We start from the raw sequence: 16,036 nt of genomic DNA, 5'->3' as shown, positions 1-16,036 counted from the left end.
GGACTCTTTTGTTAAACTTAAATTCTCGTATCATTACAGCTATCATACTTGTTCCATTAGTTATTGCTGCACTTTTTTTCTTACCGCTTAATTTATTTGGTTATGTTATCATTGTTATTTGCTCGTTAGCTGCTTGGGAATGGAGCCAATTTATTGGCTGGACAGCGAAGATTAAACGAATTATATGTGCTGTTTTATTTGGTATTTGTTTATTGAGTTTACAATTATCATTTCAAGATCTCAGTCAATTAACAACAGAGCCTTTGATTATTTATATATTGTTGGCTGGATTAGTTTGGTGGTTAGTTGCGATAATATTGGTTGTCACTTTTCCTACCTCTGCTCAATTCTGGTCTCAGTCAGCAATATTAAAAATTTTGTTTGGTGTTTTAACTATTTTACCTTTTTACTGTGGCATGTTGGTGTTAAAAAGTGTCGATTATCATATTGACAATTTTACCGGTGCTTGGTGGGTGCTTTATGTCATGCTATTAGTTTGGAGTGCAGATACAGGCGCTTATTTTTTTGGTCATTTATTTGGTAAACATAAACTAGCAGCCAAGGTTTCTCCTGGTAAAACTTTGGAAGGTATGCTCGGTGGTATGCTGACAGCAGGTATTATTGCCTGGCTATTTAGTTTATCCATGCCCGCTTTGCTGATATCCAAGAATTTACTTTTTTGTTCTGTTATTGTTGTGATTATCTCTGTGTTTGGTGATTTAACGGAAAGTATGTTTAAACGACAGTCTGGCATTAAAGATAGTAGCCATTTAATTCCAGGACATGGTGGCATATTAGATCGAATTGATAGTTTGACAGCGGCTATACCTGTTTTTGCAGGATTGACATTGTTATTTTTTTAGTTGTTAAGGTATATCATGGGATTTCTTTGGAGTTTAGCTGCATTTATTATTGCATTAGGTGTGCTAATTATCGTACATGAATTTGGCCATTTCTGGGTAGCTAGGCGCTGTGGTATTTATGTGGAGCGTTTCTCCATTGGTTTTGGCAAAGCCTTATGGAGTAAAGTAGATCGTCATGGAACAGAATTTGTTATCGCTCTAATCCCCTTAGGTGGTTATGTTAAAATGCTAGATGAGCGAGTTGCTCCTGTAGCGCCAGAGCGTCGTCACTTTGCTTTCAATAATAAAACAGTAGGTCAGCGTGCTGCAGTGGTTAGTGCTGGACCTATAGCCAATTTTTTATTGGCAATATTTGCTTATTGGTTAGTATTCATTATTGGTATACCTTCCGTACGCCCTGTTATTGAAGATATTCAATCAAACTCAATTGCTGAGCAAGCTAATATTTTGCCAGGTATGGAACTAAAATCAATAGACGGTATCGAAACCCCTGACTGGAACGCAGTTCGTCTCGCCTTAATTAGTAAAATTGGTGATGAAGAATTAAGTGTGAAGGTTTTACCTATTGGAAATTCAACGCCGATAAACAAAGTGATTGATTTGAGGGAATGGCATTTTGATCTAGAAACTCAAGATCCAGTTTTATCTTTGGGAATTATGCCAGTTAGTGCCCGGCAAGATCCCGTTGTGCGTAATATTCAACCTGGTTCAGCGGCGGCATTATCAGGTTTACAAATTGGAGACAGGATTGTAAAAGTGGGTGAGCAAATAATAGATATTTGGCATCCATTCACCTATTTTGTTCGACAAAGTCCTAACACTCCATTGTTATTGACTGTCGAAAGACAAGGTGAGCAACAGCAATTAACGTTGACACCGGAAGTAAAAACGATAGCTAAAGGGCAGCAAATTGGATTTGCTGGGCTTGAATTATCAGTAATACCACTTGCGGATGAGTATAAAATGACTCAGCAATATGGTCCGTTTTATGCGCTGTATCAGGCAACGGATAAAACTTGGCAGTTGATGAAATTGACAGTAAGCATGATAGGTAAATTAGTTACTGGTGATATTAAACTCAATAATCTTAGTGGGCCTGTTTCTATTGCAAAAGGAGCCGGCATTTCCGCTGGCTCTGGGTTAGTGTATTATCTGATGTTTATTGCATTAATTAGTGTCAATTTAGGGATCATTAACCTGTTTCCTTTGCCTGTATTAGATGGTGGGCACTTACTTTTCTTGCTAATCGAAAAGATTAAAGGAGAGCCAGTGTCTGAGCGTGTACAAGACTTCAGCTATCGTATTGGTGCTATTGCATTGATATTATTAATGGGGCTTGCACTTTTCAATGATTTCTTTCGTCTTTAAGAGAGAGACTAGTTAGGAATACTCATAACAACAATGGCGATGAAAAAGTTGCTCATAGCATCGCTGCTATTTGGCAGCGCCACTGCATACGGTTCAGACGGGTTTGTAGTACAAGATATTCATTTTGAAGGTCTTCAGCGCGTAGCCGTTGGTGCAGCACTATTGAATATGCCGGTTCGGGTAGGAGATACGATTAATAATGACGATATAGGTCGTACTATTCGAGCGCTATTTTCAACGGGTAATTTCGAAGATGTTAGAGTTTTGCGTGATGGAAATACGCTAATAGTTCAAGTAAAAGAGCGGCCAACCATTGCAAGCATCACATTCTCTGGTAATAAATCTGTTAAAGACGAATTATTAAAGCAAAATCTTGAGGCTTCAAATATTCGCGTTGGTGAAGCGCTTGATCGCACAAAGCTGGCGAATATCGAAAAAGGTCTTGAAGATTTTTATTACAGTGTTGGTAAGTATAATGCGACGGTTAAAGCTGTCGTCACACCGCTACCGCGTAATCGTGCCGACTTAAAATTAATTTTTTCTGAAGGCGTTTCAGCTAAGATCCAACAGATTAATATTGTCGGTAATAAAGCATTTACTACGGCTGAGTTGGTAAATCGTTTTCAATTACGTGATGATGTGCCTAAGTGGAATTTTATTGCTGATCAAAAATATCAAAAACAAAAGCTGGCTGGCGATTTAGAAACACTACGTAGTTTTTATCTTGACCGAGGTTATGCCAAATTTAATATCGACTCAACCAATGTCAGTCTCACACCAGATAAGAAAGGTATTTATGTCACCATCAATGTGACAGAAGGCGACAGATATACCATATCAGGCGTTGAATTGAATGGCGAAACCGCTGGTCATTATGATGAAATCAATCAATTAATCACCATCAAACCTGCTTCGCTTTATAATGGTACTGAAGTCACTAACATGGAGAACAAAATTAAGGATCTCCTTGGCCGTTATGGTTATGCCTATCCCCGTGTTATTACCCAACCTGAAATCAACGATGAAGATAAAACGGTTAAACTGCATGTGAATGTTGATGCGGGTAGTCGTTTCTATGTTCGCCAAATCCGTTTTGTCGGCAATGATGTTAGTAAAGATTCTGTTTTACGTCGTGAAATGCGTCAAATGGAGGGCGCTTGGTTAGGCAATGATTTGGTTAACCTGGGTAAAGAACGATTAAATCGGACCGGTTTTTTTGAAACCGTTGATGTTGAAACGCAACGTGTACCTGGCACACCAGATCAAGTGGATGTTGTCTATAAAGTTAAAGAACGTAATACCGGTTCGATGAACTTTGGTATTGGTTTTGGTACTGAAAGTGGTATCAGTTTCCAGGTCGGAGTTCAACAGGAAAACTGGCTTGGTACAGGTAATGCCGTTGGTATTAGTGCGAGTAAGAATGATTATTCGACTTATGCAGAATTATCATTAACTGATCCTTATTTTACGGTGAATGGTGTCAGTTTAGGTGGGCGATTATTCTATAATGATTTTAGTGCTAAGGATGCCGATCTTTCACGCTATAATAATAAAACATATGGTGTTGATAGTACCTTGAGTTTTCCTTTTAATGAAAATAATGCGTTTCGAATTGGAGCAGGTTTTGTTCATAACTCTTTATCTGATATGAAAGCTCAAGTTGGCATGTGGCGTTATTTACAAAGTATGGGTGAAAATCTCAATTTTGATGATAAAGCGCGCTATAATGCTAATGATTTTACCCTTAATTTAGGCTGGACTTATAATAACTTGGATCGTGGTTTCTTCCCGACATCAGGGAATAAAACCTCTTTAAATAGTAAAATCACTATTCCAGGTTCTAATAATCAGTACTATAAGATCCGGTTTGATACGTCGCAATATTATCCCATTGATGAAGATAAAAAATGGGTGGTATTAGGTCGAGCACAACTGGGTTATGGTAATGGTTTTGGCGGTAAAGAATTACCGTTTTATGAAAACTTTTATGCTGGTGGTGCCGGAACGGTACGTGGTTTCCGTTCCAATAATATCGGACCTAAAGCGATTTATCTTGAAGATAAAAATGGTGTAATAAGTCCAAAATCGGGTAGTCCATCAACGGATGCTGTTGGTGGTAATGCAATGGCAACAGCGTCATTAGAGTTAATTACGCCAACCCCATTTATTGATGAAAAGTATGCTAATTCAATTAGAACCTCTTTCTTTATTGATGCGGGTACTGTTTGGGATTCGAATTGGAGTAATACCCAAGCAAGCTGGAGAGCAGGCATGCCTGACTATGGTAAGGCATCCAATATTCGAGTTTCGACAGGGATTGCATTACAATGGATGTCACCACTTGGCCCACTGGTCTTTTCTTATGCCAAGCCAATAAAAGATTATGAAGGTGACAAATCTGAAGAGTTTCAATTTAACATCGGTAGGACGTGGTAAAACGTCAATTCATCAATTCGCTTGTGGTCAGTTCATAAGAGATAAGGAGTTTAGTGTGAAAAAATTGTTGTGTGCAGCAGGATTAGGTTTGATTTTATCCGTATCTGCCAGTGCTTATGCCGAGAAAATTGCCGTTATTAGTGTTGGTGAAATTTTTCAGGACATAGCGACCAAGAAAGCGGTATCCAAGCAACTTGAAAAAGAGTTTAAAGGACGAGCAAACGAGTTGCAAAATATGGAAAAAGATTTGCAGGCTCGGGCGGAAAAATTGCAAAAAAATGCGGCTAAGCCTAATGAGAAAGATCTGCAAGCGTTTGAAGCTAAGCGGACAGATTTTCTTAAAAAAGCACAGCAATTTGAACAAGATAACCAACGTCGTCAGCAAGAAGAGCGCAATAAAATATTGCAAACTATAAAGGCGGCAACCAAAGCTGTTGCTGAGAAAGAGCGTTACGACGTTGTGGTTGATGAGAATGCGGTTCTCTATCCTGAAAATCGTTCCAGCCTGAAAAATATTACCGATCTGGTTATAAAGAAGGTTAAATAATAGATGGTTTCTATTCGATTAGCTGATTTAGCCCAAAAATTGGACGCGCAGCTACAAGGTGATGGTAATATTATCATCACCGGTATTGCGCCTATGCATTTAGCGAAGGAAGGGCAAATTACTTTTTTATCGGATAGCCGTTACCTACCGCAATTAGCAAAATGTAAAGCTGCTGCTGTAGTATTAAAGCAGAAGGATCTACCAGATAGTAATATAGCAGCATTAGTGGTCAAGGATCCTTATCTTGCCTATGCGCGATTAGCTCAAATTTTGGATACCACGCCTAAACCTGCACAAAATATCCATCCTTCAGCGGTTATTGCGCAAGATGTTCAGCTTGGCGAAGATGTTGCCATTGGAGCTAATGCCGTTATCGAGTCTGGAGTGACATTAGGTAATCAGGTTATTATCGGTGCAGGTTGCTTTATTGGTAAAAATGTCAAGATCGGTCGGTCTACGCGTTTATGGGCAAATGTTTCTATTTATCATAATGTCGAGATCGGTGAACAGTGTCTGATCCAATCAGGAACAGTCATTGGTTCGGATGGTTTTGGCTATGCAAATGAAAAAGGCCAATGGGTAAAAATACCGCAATTAGGTACAGTAATCATTGGTAATAATGTTGAAATTGGTGCTTGTACCTCCATTGATCGCGGCGCACTGGAAAATACAATTATTGGTAATGGGGTCATCATTGATAACCAATGTCAGATTGCTCACAATGTGATTATCGGTGATCATACTGCTATTGCTGGTGCGGTTACTATGGCCGGTAGTCTGAAAATAGGCCAATATTGTATGATTGGTGGAGCTAGCGTGATTAATGGACATATGGAAATTTGTGATAAAGTTACCATAACCGGAATGGGAATGGTAATGCGTCCAATTAGTGAGCCGGGAATATACTCTTCAGGCATTCCATTACAACCAAATAAGGTTTGGCGAAAAACAGCTGCTTTAGTCTTGAATATTAATGCAATGGCTAAGCGCCTGAAGAAACTAGAACGTAAGGCATTTGGTAAAAATAACTAAATACCTTTGTGTAGATTTGTTAATTGCGGCCTGCGAAGTAACCTTATTTAAGGTTTAAGCAGGCCGCATTATTCATATATAATTTTTTAAATTTAAATAAGAAGAGTCTTTTCTATGAGTGATAAACATACTCTGGATATAGAAGAAATTTTAGGGTTGTTGCCCCACCGTTATCCTTTTTTGTTAGTTGATCGTGTATTGGATTTTAAAGAAGGTACATTTTTACGTGCAGTAAAAAATGTCTCTTTTAATGAACCTTTCTTTCAAGGTCATTTTCCTGGTAAACCAATATTCCCGGGTGTATTAATTCTTGAGGCCATGGCTCAGGCTGCAGGTATTTTAGCCTTCAAGAGTGTTGGGAAATTGGAACCTGGTGAACTTTATTATTTCGCAGGCATTGATGAAGCAAGATTTAAACATCCGGTACAACCTGGCGACCAGATGATTTTTGAGGTAACGTTTGTTAAAACGAAGCGTGGTTTGACACGTTTTGAAGGTATAGCAAAAGTGGGTGATAAAGTTGTATGTGAAGCGACAATGATGTGTGCTCGCAGTCAAGAAGCGTAAAAATGAGGGCTGAAATGATTAATAAAACAGCGATTATTCATCCCTCTTCTATTATTGAAGAGGGCGCGATTATCGGTGCGAATGTCCGTATAGGCCCGTTTTGCTATATTGGTTCTCAGGTTGAAATTGGGACAGATACCACCTTGAAATCTCATGTGGTTATCGATGGCAATACCAAAATTGGTTGTAATAACCAAATATTTCAGTTTGTCACTATAGGTGAAATTAATCAGGATCTAAAATACCAAGGAGAGCCAACGCGCGTTGAGATTGGTGATCGCAATCGCATTAGGGAAAGTTGCACTATTCACCGTGGTACCCTACAAGGCGGCGGTTTAACCAAAATAGGTAATGATAATCTATTAATGGTCAATACTCATATCGCCCATGATTGTTTGTTGGGCAATTATTGTATAATCGCTAATAACGGCACACTTGGTGGACATGTTAAACTGGATGATTATGCCATTATTGGTGGCATGAGTGCGGTGCATCAATTTTGTCAAATTGGTGCTCATGTTATGGTTGGTGGCTGTTCCGGTGTTGCTCAAGATGTTCCGCCTTATGTCATTGCGCAAGGTAATCATGCAACTCCTTATGGTGTGAATATTGAAGGTTTAAAACGTCGTGGTTTTGATAAAGAATCACTACATGCGATTAGGAACGCGTATAAGATCCTTTACCGGTGTGGTAAAACGCTAGATGAGGCCAGACAAGAGTTGGTCGCACTAGGCAAAGAAAATCAACAGGTAAAAATACTGAGTGATTTTTTAGAAAATTCAGCTCAATCTAACCGCGGTATTATTCGTTAACAAGCAGCCTAAATAGGAGAAATCTTTGGCGAATAGTCATCAAGTTGCAATGCAACAACGGCCTTTGACTATTGGTCTCGTTGCGGGTGAAACATCAGGCGACATACTTGGTGCGGGTCTTATTCGTGCGCTTAAACAGCAAGTCCCTAATGCGCGTTTTGTCGGCATTGCTGGCCCATTAATGCAAGCAGAGGGCTGTGAAGCCTGGTATGAAATGGAAGAACTTGCTGTTATGGGGATTGTTGAAGTTTTGGGAAGACTACCGCGTTTGTTACAAATTCGAGTTGACCTAACTAGACGTTTTGCTAAATTACAGCCTGATGTATTTGTTGGTATAGATGCGCCTGACTTTAATATTACGCTTGAGAGGAAATTAAAGCAAACAGGGATAAAAACCATTCATTATGTTAGTCCTTCTGTTTGGGCATGGAGACAAGATCGTGTTTTCAAGATAGGGGAGGCGACAGATCTGGTGCTGGCTTTGTTACCCTTTGAAAAAAGGTTTTATGATCGCTACAACATTTCCTGTCGTTTTATCGGCCATACCATGGCTGATATCATACCGTTACAGCCTGATAAACAGGCAGCCAGAGCACAACTCAATATAACCCATGATGCTAAATGTTTGGCTATCTTACCGGGTAGTCGGCGGACTGAAGTTGAAATGTTAAGTGCGGATTTTTTGCAAGCTGCCCAAATTTTGATAAAAGACTTTCCTCAATTGCAAATCTTAGTTCCTTTAGTTAATCAACAACGTCGGCAGCAATTTGAAGCGATTTATCGAGAGGTTTCACCAACCTTACCACTAAACATTTTAGATGGCCAAGCACGGCTAGCGATGATGGCAGCTGATGTCACTTTATTAGCTTCGGGGACCGCTTCATTAGAATGTATGTTAGTAAAATGTCCAATGGTAGTAGGATATCGAATGAAGCCAGTGACTTATTGGATAGCTAAACGGCTGGTTAAAATTCCTTTTATTTCATTGCCTAATTTATTAGCGGGCGAAGAGTTAGTTAAAGAATTTATTCAGCAGGATTGTCAACCTGAACAATTAGCCGCCTCACTTAAATCTCTACTAAATGACGAAAAAAAGATTGAGCAGCTAAAGCAGACTTTCCTGCAGCTACATAAAAGTATCCGTTGCCATGCTGATCAACAAGCGGCAGAAGCCGTCTTGGAGCTAAGTAAAAAATGAATAATTTTGTTTACCCTAAAGCTAAGTTTATTGCTGGTGTTGATGAGGTTGGTCGAGGGCCTTTAGTCGGGGCGGTGGTGACAGCGGCCGTGATTTTAGATCCCAAACAGCCAATAATAGGATTGGCGGATTCAAAAAAATTAACGGAAAAGCGGCGTAATGCACTCTATATTGAGATTAAAGACAAGGCATTATGTTGGAGTATTGGGCGTGCAGAGCCTGAAGAAATAGATAAAATCAATATATTACAGGCTACTTTTTTAGCCATGCGCAGGGCAGCGGCGGGACTTACCACTATACCAGATATTGTTTTGGTAGATGGCAATAAGAGCCCAGGTTTTCCTGTACCTTCTCAGGCAATTATAAAAGGTGATAGTTTAGTGCAGGAAATCAGTGCCGCGTCAATATTAGCAAAAGTGACCCGAGATAGGGAAATGCGAGAGTTAGATATTCTTTATCCAGAGTATGGTTTTGCTCAACATAAAGGTTACCCAACGGCATTTCATTTAGAAAAACTGGCTCTGCATGGTGCAACACAGTTCCATCGTAAAAGTTTTGCTCCTGTTCGCCGAGTACTGAATTTCAAAGAGTATAGCTAAGAAAATGGCCGAACCACGTTTTATACATTTGCGCGTACATAGTGACTATTCCATTATGGATGGATTAGCAAAAATTAACCCACTCGTTAATCGAGTGGCAGAATTAGGCATGCCGGCACTGGCAATAACTGATTTTACTAATTTTTATGGTTTAATAAAATTCTATGGCGCTGCTCATGCCGCGGGTATTAAGCCGATTATTGGTGCAGATTTTTATCTGGAAAGTGAATTACTCGGTGATGAAGTTGCTCATTTAACCATCCTGGCTAAAGATAATAAAGGTTACCATAATCTGACATTACTTATTTCAGCCGCCTATCAAAAAGGTTATGGTGCGATTGGCCCAACAATCAAGCGAGAATGGCTGGTAACCCATAAAGAGGGGTTATTATTACTCTCTGGTGGTTGCCTGGGGGATGTGGGTAAATTTCTGTTACGCGGCAATCAGCAACTGGTTGAGCAATGCTTGGATTTTTATCAAACTCATTTCCCTGATAACTATTATCTGGAACTTGTCAGGACAGGACGGCCTGATGAAGAAAGCTATTTACATGCGGCAGTTCAATTGGCGGCTGAAAAAGGTGTGCCAATCGTTGCCACCAATAATGTCCGCTTTATTAATAGTGATGATTTTGCCGCACATGAAATCCGGGTAGCGATTCATGATGGTTTTACACTCGCTGATCCAAAAAGACCTAAAAATTATAGTCCTCAGCAATATCTACGCAGTGAACAGGAAATGGTTGAATTATTTGCCGAAATTCCTGAAGCACTTGAAAATAGTGTCGAAATTGCTAAGCGCTGTAATGTCATGTTGCGTTTAGGGGAATATTTTTTGCCGCAATTTCCCACTGGCGATATGGCAACGGAAGATTTCCTTATCAAATGTGCTAAAGCCGGGCTGGAAGAACGTTTGCAATTCCTTTATCCCGATGAAAAAGAGAGAGCGGAGCGACGGGTAGAATATGATGAACGTTTAGATAGCGAGTTACGCGTGATTAACCAGATGGGATTTCCCGGTTATTTTCTGATCGTAATGGAATTCATTCAATGGTCAAAAGATAACGCTATCCCGGTTGGCCCGGGGCGTGGTTCAGGTGCGGGTTCTTTAGTGGCTTATGCATTAAAAATTACCGACTTGGATCCGCTTGAATTTGATCTGCTATTTGAACGCTTTCTTAATCCTGAACGTGTATCCATGCCTGACTTTGATGTTGATTTTTGTATGGAGAAACGCGATCAGGTCATTGAACATGTTGCGCAAATGTATGGTCGTGAAGCTGTCTCACAAATTATTACTTTTGGTACCATGGCAGCAAAAGCAGTAATTCGTGATGTTGGTCGGGTTCTGGGTCATCCGTATGGATTTGTTGATCGTATCTCAAAATTAGTTCCACCTGATCCTGGTATGACCCTTGAAAAGGCATTTGTTGTCGAGCCACAACTGCAAGAAATTTATGATGCTGATGAAGAAGTTAGGGCATTGATAGATATGGCGCGTAAACTGGAAGGTGTGACGCGCAATGCAGGCAAGCATGCTGGTGGGGTGGTGATTGCACCAACCAAAATAACCGATTTTGCACCACTTTATTGTGATCCTGAAGGGCAAAATCCGCTTACTCAATTTGATAAAAATGATGTTGAATACGCCGGTCTAGTAAAATTTGATTTTTTGGGTCTTAGGACTTTGACAATCATTAGCTGGGCGTTAGATATGATTAATCAACGTCGAGCAAAACAAAATTTAGCGCCCATTGATATCACGACGATCCCACTCACTGATCAAAAATGTTTTGACCTGCTCCAACGGGCGGAGACGACAGCAGTATTCCAACTTGAATCTCGGGGTATGAAAGACTTGATCAAGCGATTACGTCCTGATTGCTTTGAAGATATGATAGCTTTAGTAGCACTTTTTCGTCCCGGCCCATTACAGTCAGGGATGGTAGATAATTTTATTGATCGTAAGCATGGACGGGAAGCTATCTCCTATCCTGATGTTGAATGGCAGCATGAATCATTACAACCGGTTTTAGAACCTACCTACGGTATCATTCTTTATCAAGAACAAGTTATGCAGATTGCGCAGGTGCTTGCTGGCTATACGCTAGGTGGAGCAGATATGCTCCGGCGGGCAATGGGTAAGAAAAAGCCTGAAGAAATGGCACAACAGCGCTCAATTTTTGAAGCGGGAGCGGTTAAAAATGGTATAGACGGTGAGTTAGGCATGAAAATCTTTGATCTGGTGGAAAAATTTGCCGGTTACGGATTTAATAAATCACATTCTGCTGCTTATGCGTTAGTTTCTTACCAGACCCTGTGGTTAAAAACCCATTATCCGGCTGAATTTATGGCCGCAGTGATGACAGCGGATATGGATAATACCGAGAAAGTGGTTGGTTTAGTTGATGAGTGTTGGCGTATGGGCTTGAAAGTACTGCCACCCGATATCAACAGTGGATTATACCATTTTCATGTCAATGACAGAGGTGAAATTGTTTATGGTATTGGTGCAATTAAAGGTGTTGGTGAAGGCCCAATAGAAGCCATCATTGAATCTCGACAAAAAGGCGGTTATTTTAAAGAAATTTTTGATCTTTGTGCGCGGGTCGATACTAAAAAGTTAAATCGTCGAGTGATGGAAAAATTGATCATGTCCGGTGCTTTTGATCATTTAGGCCCGCACCGTGCCGCCTTAATGTCTTCATTAGAAGATGCCTTAAAAGCGGCAGATCAACATGCGAAAGCAGAAGCTATTGGGCAAACTGATATGTTTGGTGTATTAGCTGAAGCGCCCGAGCAGGTTGAACAATCTTATGCCAGTGTAGCTAAATGGCCTGAACATCTAATATTAGAAGGTGAACGGGAAACTTTAGGTCTTTATTTAACTGGCCATCCTATTACCGCTTATTTGTCTGAGATTGAACGTTATACTAGTGGATTGAGATTAAAGGATGTTAATCCAACGCCGCGGGGGCAAATGTTAACGGTGGTTGGCTTAGCGCTGACAGCTAAAGTGGTAACAACTAAACGTGGCAATAGAATAGGCATATGTACTTTAGATGATCGCTCTGGGCACTTGGATATCATGTTATTTTCTGATGCATTAGAAAAGTATCAGCATTTACTAGAGAAAGATAAAATATTAATTGCCACAGGTCAGGTCAGCTTTGATGATTTCAATGGTGGTAATAAAATGTCTGTTCGTGAGTTGATGGATCTTAGTGAAGCTCGTGAAAAATATGCCCGGAGCATTGCTATTTCATTGACAGATAAACAAATTGATGACCAATTATTAAACCGTCTTCGTAGCACGTTGGAACCTTATCGTTCAGGAACAATACCGGTTCATCTTTATTATCAGAAGAAAGACGCGCGCGCTAAATTAAAATTAGGCGTCACTTGGCGGGTTACTCCGACAGATAATCTTCTAACTGAGCTGCGAACTCTGCTAGGTAATCAGCAGGTAGAATTAGAATTTGACTAAATAGGAATATTATGAGCCTTAATTTTCTGGATTTTGAACAGCCGATTGCGGAGTTGGAAGCAAAAATAGACTCGTTAACGGCAGTAAATCGTCAGGATACCAAGCTAGATATTGACCTAGATGAAGAGGTCGCTAGACTTCGCGAAAAGAGTTTAGAGTTAACACGCAAAATTTTTTCTGACCTAGGTGCTTGGCAAATAGCACAACTTGCTCGTCATCCGATGCGACCTTATACCCTGGATTATACTCAGCGTATATTCACTCATTTCCAGGAGCTAGCGGGTGATCGTGCTTATGCTGATGATAAAGCTATTGTTGGTGGATTGGCTCGATTAGATGGGCGTCCGGTCATGGTTATTGGCCATCAGAAAGGCCGTGAAACCAAAGAAAAAATTCGGCGTAATTTTGGTATGCCAGCCCCAGAAGGATACCGTAAAGCTTTACGATTAATGGAAATTGCTGAGCGTTTTAAATTACCCATTATTACCTTTATTGATACACCGGGCGCATATCCTGGTGTTGGGGCGGAGGAACGCGGTCAGTCTGAAGCGATTGCTCGTAATTTACGCGAAATGTCGCGGCTCTCTGTACCTATTATCTGTACCGTAATTGGTGAGGGAGGCTCTGGTGGCGCATTAGCTATAGGCGTGGGGGATAAAGTGAATATGTTACAGTACAGCACTTATTCTGTTATTTCACCTGAGGGTTGTGCTTCTATTCTTTGGAAAAGCGCCGATAAAGCACCATTAGCCGCTGAAGCGATGGGGATCACCGCTTCGCGTCTAAAATCACTTAATTTGATTGATAACATTGTTGAAGAACCGCTGGGTGGCGCACATCGTAATTATGAGCAAATTGCGCATAATCTTAAGCAGCGTATTTTAACTGATTTAAGTGATATTGATGTATTTAGTCCCGAAGAGTTGAGAAACCGTCGTTATCAACGTTTAATGGAATGTGGTTATTGCTGATATTGCGGTAGCTAACTAATAAAATGGAAATAACTATTAATGGTTATTTCCATTTTTTTATTGATTTAAAATGATTGATTGTTGATTGTTGATTGTTAATTGTTGATTGTTAATTGTTGATTGTTGATTGTTGATTGTTGATTGTTGATTGTTGATTGTTGATTGTTGATTGTTGATTGTTGATTGTTGATTGTTGATTGTTGATTGTTGATTGTTGATTGTTGATTGTTGATTGTTGATTGTTGATTGTTGATTGTTGATTGTTGATTGTTGATTGTTATCAGAAATCATCGTTAGAAAATTTATTCCTCATTTTGTTTTCTAAGTAAATTTTATTTAATACAATACATTATATTAATACTATTAGTATAATGAGTGGAAAATAGAGCAAATAATTAATGCCGGAAGAGGTAGTAAAAATAATTATGAATGTTGATGAGGCTGCATTACTAAAGCAAATTATAAAAACTATCGGCTCTACATGCCGAATATTGGTAGGCTTTAGTGGTGGATTGGATTCAACAGTTTTATTACATGCTTTAGTGACATTACGTCAAACCACATTGCCAAACCTTAACATCCGCGCAGTTTATATTCATCATGGACTCAATGATAAAGCTGATGAATGGGCTATCCATTGCCAGAAAGTTTGTTGTGACTTGCAGGTAGCGTTTTATTCACAACAGGTTTATATCGATCCGACTAAAAAAGGGATAGAAGCAGCGGCGCGCGATGCGCGATATCAAGCGTTTCGTGAAATATTATTACCAGAAGAAATTATTGTAACTGCTCAACATTTAGATGATCAGGCAGAAACTTTTTTATTAGCATTAAAACGAGGGAGTGGGCCAGCAGGTTTATCTGCCATGCCAATTTCTATTCCGTTTGCTGATAGCTATTTAATCAGACCCCTATTATCATTTAGCCGTCAGCAATTGGTTGTTTATGCGCAAAAAAAAGCGCTTAGCTGGATAGAGGACGATAGTAACCAAAATCAGCGCTATGATCGTAACTTTTTACGTTTAACAATAATGCCGCATTTTAATCGCCGCTGGCCGCATTTTTCGCAAGCAGTCGCCAGAAGTGCTAGTTTATGTGCTGAACAAGAAGCCTTACTAAATGAGTTACTACAAGATTACTTATCTCAGCTAGTAACGGCGGAGGGAGCCTTGCAGCTTGATGCGTTAGCAAGTTATTCTGAAATAAAACGCAACGCAATATTACGCCGTTGGTTAAGTTTACATCGAATTTTGATGCCTTCACGGGTTCAATTAAAACAGATTTGGCAAGACGTGATCTGTGCTCGGCCAGATGCCGAACCGCAATTTACGTTAGCTAACAACAATGTTATTCGACGTTTTAAACAACAGCTTTGGTTGTTACCACAATTTAACGATCTGACCAAAATTTGTTTAGCCTGGCAACTACCTACCGCGATTAAATTGCCCGATAACTTAGGGACGCTAATGATCGCAGATACGGGGGAGGGTATTCGCGCACCATTTTCCCATGAGAAAGTGACTATTCGATTTGGATTAAAAGGTAATATTAAAATTATTGGTCGCCAACACGCTAGACGAAGTAAAAAGCTTTGGCAAGAATTAGGTGTTGCTCCGTGGTTAAGAGAAAGAACACCTTTGATTTATTATAATGATGAACTTATTGCGGCTGTTGGTGTATTTATTACCGAATCAGGGCGATGTATTCAAGGGCAGTCTGAATTGAAGGTAAAATGGCTAACAGATAAAAAACCCTTACTTTACAAGTAAGGGCTATCATTGCGCTGGTTTAATCATGGTTTCTTTTATGATCCAGAATGATCAATAACGATATTTCCAATTTCAGGATGACTAAAACTAACAATATGATCTAATCGCAGTTGCTTTTTCTCATTAGCCACATCAACAATCAGATATTCAACCTGTTTCTTTAACTGTAGATCAATTGCTTTGCCTGCAATAATCTCCCCATTATTCAGTTTTATGGTTAATTGAAGACTATGTTGACAAGCGAGTTCTAAATAATCATAGTCATCACAGTTTATGGGTTTGTATTCAGTATCTTTAGACATAATCCCTCACCACTATTGTTAAGTGGCGGTTATTTGCCGCCTTCGAATATTTGTAATTATAAGCATCTACTGCTTAAAGCGCATA

At 39.7% G+C, this 16,036-nt stretch carries 14 protein-coding genes; 12 read left to right on the top strand and 2 right to left on the bottom strand.

Translation table 11 applies throughout. The features are described 5' to 3' along the window. Nucleotides 1–8: 8 nt before the first annotated feature. From cdsA to accA, 11 genes are all read left to right on the top strand, one after another. A complete protein-coding gene (gene cdsA, locus LDL57_RS03635) occupies nucleotides 9–863 on the top strand; it encodes a phosphatidate cytidylyltransferase (RefSeq protein WP_225507076.1) in 855 nt (284 codons plus the stop codon). Nucleotides 864–875: 12 nt separating this feature from the next. Further along, nucleotides 876–2,231: a sigma E protease regulator RseP gene (gene rseP / locus LDL57_RS03630; protein WP_225507463.1), complete on the top strand. Its 1,356-nt coding sequence runs from the start codon at nucleotides 876–878 to the stop codon at nucleotides 2,229–2,231. Between the two features lie 33 nt (nucleotides 2,232–2,264). Further along, nucleotides 2,265–4,667: an outer membrane protein assembly factor BamA gene (gene bamA / locus LDL57_RS03625; RefSeq protein WP_180560453.1), complete on the top strand. Its 2,403-nt coding sequence runs from the start codon at nucleotides 2,265–2,267 to the stop codon at nucleotides 4,665–4,667. A 55-nt stretch (nucleotides 4,668–4,722) separates the two neighbouring features. Beyond that, nucleotides 4,723–5,214, top strand: a complete 492-nt coding sequence (locus LDL57_RS03620) for an OmpH family outer membrane protein (protein WP_225507074.1) — start codon at nucleotides 4,723–4,725, stop codon at nucleotides 5,212–5,214. A gap of 3 nt (nucleotides 5,215–5,217) precedes the next feature. After that, nucleotides 5,218–6,246 (top strand): UDP-3-O-(3-hydroxymyristoyl)glucosamine N-acyltransferase, encoded by a 1,029-nt coding sequence (gene lpxD / locus LDL57_RS03615; protein WP_180560451.1) that lies wholly within the window; start codon nucleotides 5,218–5,220, stop codon nucleotides 6,244–6,246. Nucleotides 6,247–6,360: 114 nt separating this feature from the next. Further along, nucleotides 6,361–6,813 (top strand): 3-hydroxyacyl-ACP dehydratase FabZ, encoded by a 453-nt coding sequence (gene fabZ / locus LDL57_RS03610; RefSeq protein ID WP_180560450.1) that lies wholly within the window; start codon nucleotides 6,361–6,363, stop codon nucleotides 6,811–6,813. A gap of 14 nt (nucleotides 6,814–6,827) precedes the next feature. After that, complete coding sequence (gene lpxA, locus LDL57_RS03605; protein ID WP_180560449.1) at nucleotides 6,828–7,625, top strand: acyl-ACP--UDP-N-acetylglucosamine O-acyltransferase; 798 nt, start codon at nucleotides 6,828–6,830, stop codon at nucleotides 7,623–7,625. 49 nt (nucleotides 7,626–7,674) lie between these two features. Further along, nucleotides 7,675–8,823 carry a lipid-A-disaccharide synthase gene (lpxB, locus tag LDL57_RS03600; protein WP_180560475.1) on the top strand — a complete coding sequence of 383 codons (1,149 nt, stop codon included), beginning with the start codon at nucleotides 7,675–7,677 and terminating at the stop codon, nucleotides 8,821–8,823. Continuing rightward, nucleotides 8,820–9,422 (top strand): ribonuclease HII, encoded by a 603-nt coding sequence (rnhB, locus tag LDL57_RS03595; RefSeq protein WP_180560448.1) that lies wholly within the window; start codon nucleotides 8,820–8,822, stop codon nucleotides 9,420–9,422. The genes lpxB and rnhB overlap by 4 nt, the downstream gene beginning before the upstream one ends. A gap of 4 nt (nucleotides 9,423–9,426) precedes the next feature. Further along, a complete protein-coding gene (gene dnaE / locus LDL57_RS03590) occupies nucleotides 9,427–12,909 on the top strand; it encodes a DNA polymerase III subunit alpha (protein ID WP_180560447.1) in 3,483 nt (1,160 codons plus the stop codon). 11 nt (nucleotides 12,910–12,920) lie between these two features. Further along, nucleotides 12,921–13,880: an acetyl-CoA carboxylase carboxyl transferase subunit alpha gene (gene accA / locus LDL57_RS03585; protein WP_180560446.1), complete on the top strand. Its 960-nt coding sequence runs from the start codon at nucleotides 12,921–12,923 to the stop codon at nucleotides 13,878–13,880. A 57-nt stretch (nucleotides 13,881–13,937) separates the two neighbouring features. Here the strand turns inward: accA and LDL57_RS03580 are convergent, their stop codons facing one another. Further along, nucleotides 13,938–14,171, bottom strand: coding sequence for a hypothetical protein (locus LDL57_RS03580; RefSeq protein ID WP_225507072.1), 234 nt, complete (start codon nucleotides 14,169–14,171; stop codon nucleotides 13,938–13,940). Between the two features lie 107 nt (nucleotides 14,172–14,278). Here LDL57_RS03580 and tilS point away from each other — a divergent pair, with 107 nt between their 5' ends. After that, nucleotides 14,279–15,649 (top strand): tRNA lysidine(34) synthetase TilS, encoded by a 1,371-nt coding sequence (gene tilS / locus LDL57_RS03575; protein ID WP_225507070.1) that lies wholly within the window; start codon nucleotides 14,279–14,281, stop codon nucleotides 15,647–15,649. Nucleotides 15,650–15,684: 35 nt separating this feature from the next. Here tilS and rof read toward each other — a convergent pair whose 3' ends face one another. Continuing rightward, on the bottom strand, nucleotides 15,685–15,951 hold the full coding sequence (rof, locus tag LDL57_RS03570; protein WP_180560445.1) for a Rho-binding antiterminator: 267 nt from the start codon (nucleotides 15,949–15,951) through the stop codon (nucleotides 15,685–15,687). Nucleotides 15,952–16,036 lie beyond the last annotated feature (85 nt).

The sequence above is a fragment of the Arsenophonus apicola genome (genome assembly GCF_020268605.1).
Lineage (GTDB): Bacteria > Pseudomonadota > Gammaproteobacteria > Enterobacterales > Enterobacteriaceae > Arsenophonus > Arsenophonus apicola.
This window is presented reverse-complemented; position numbering and strand designations above follow the sequence as displayed.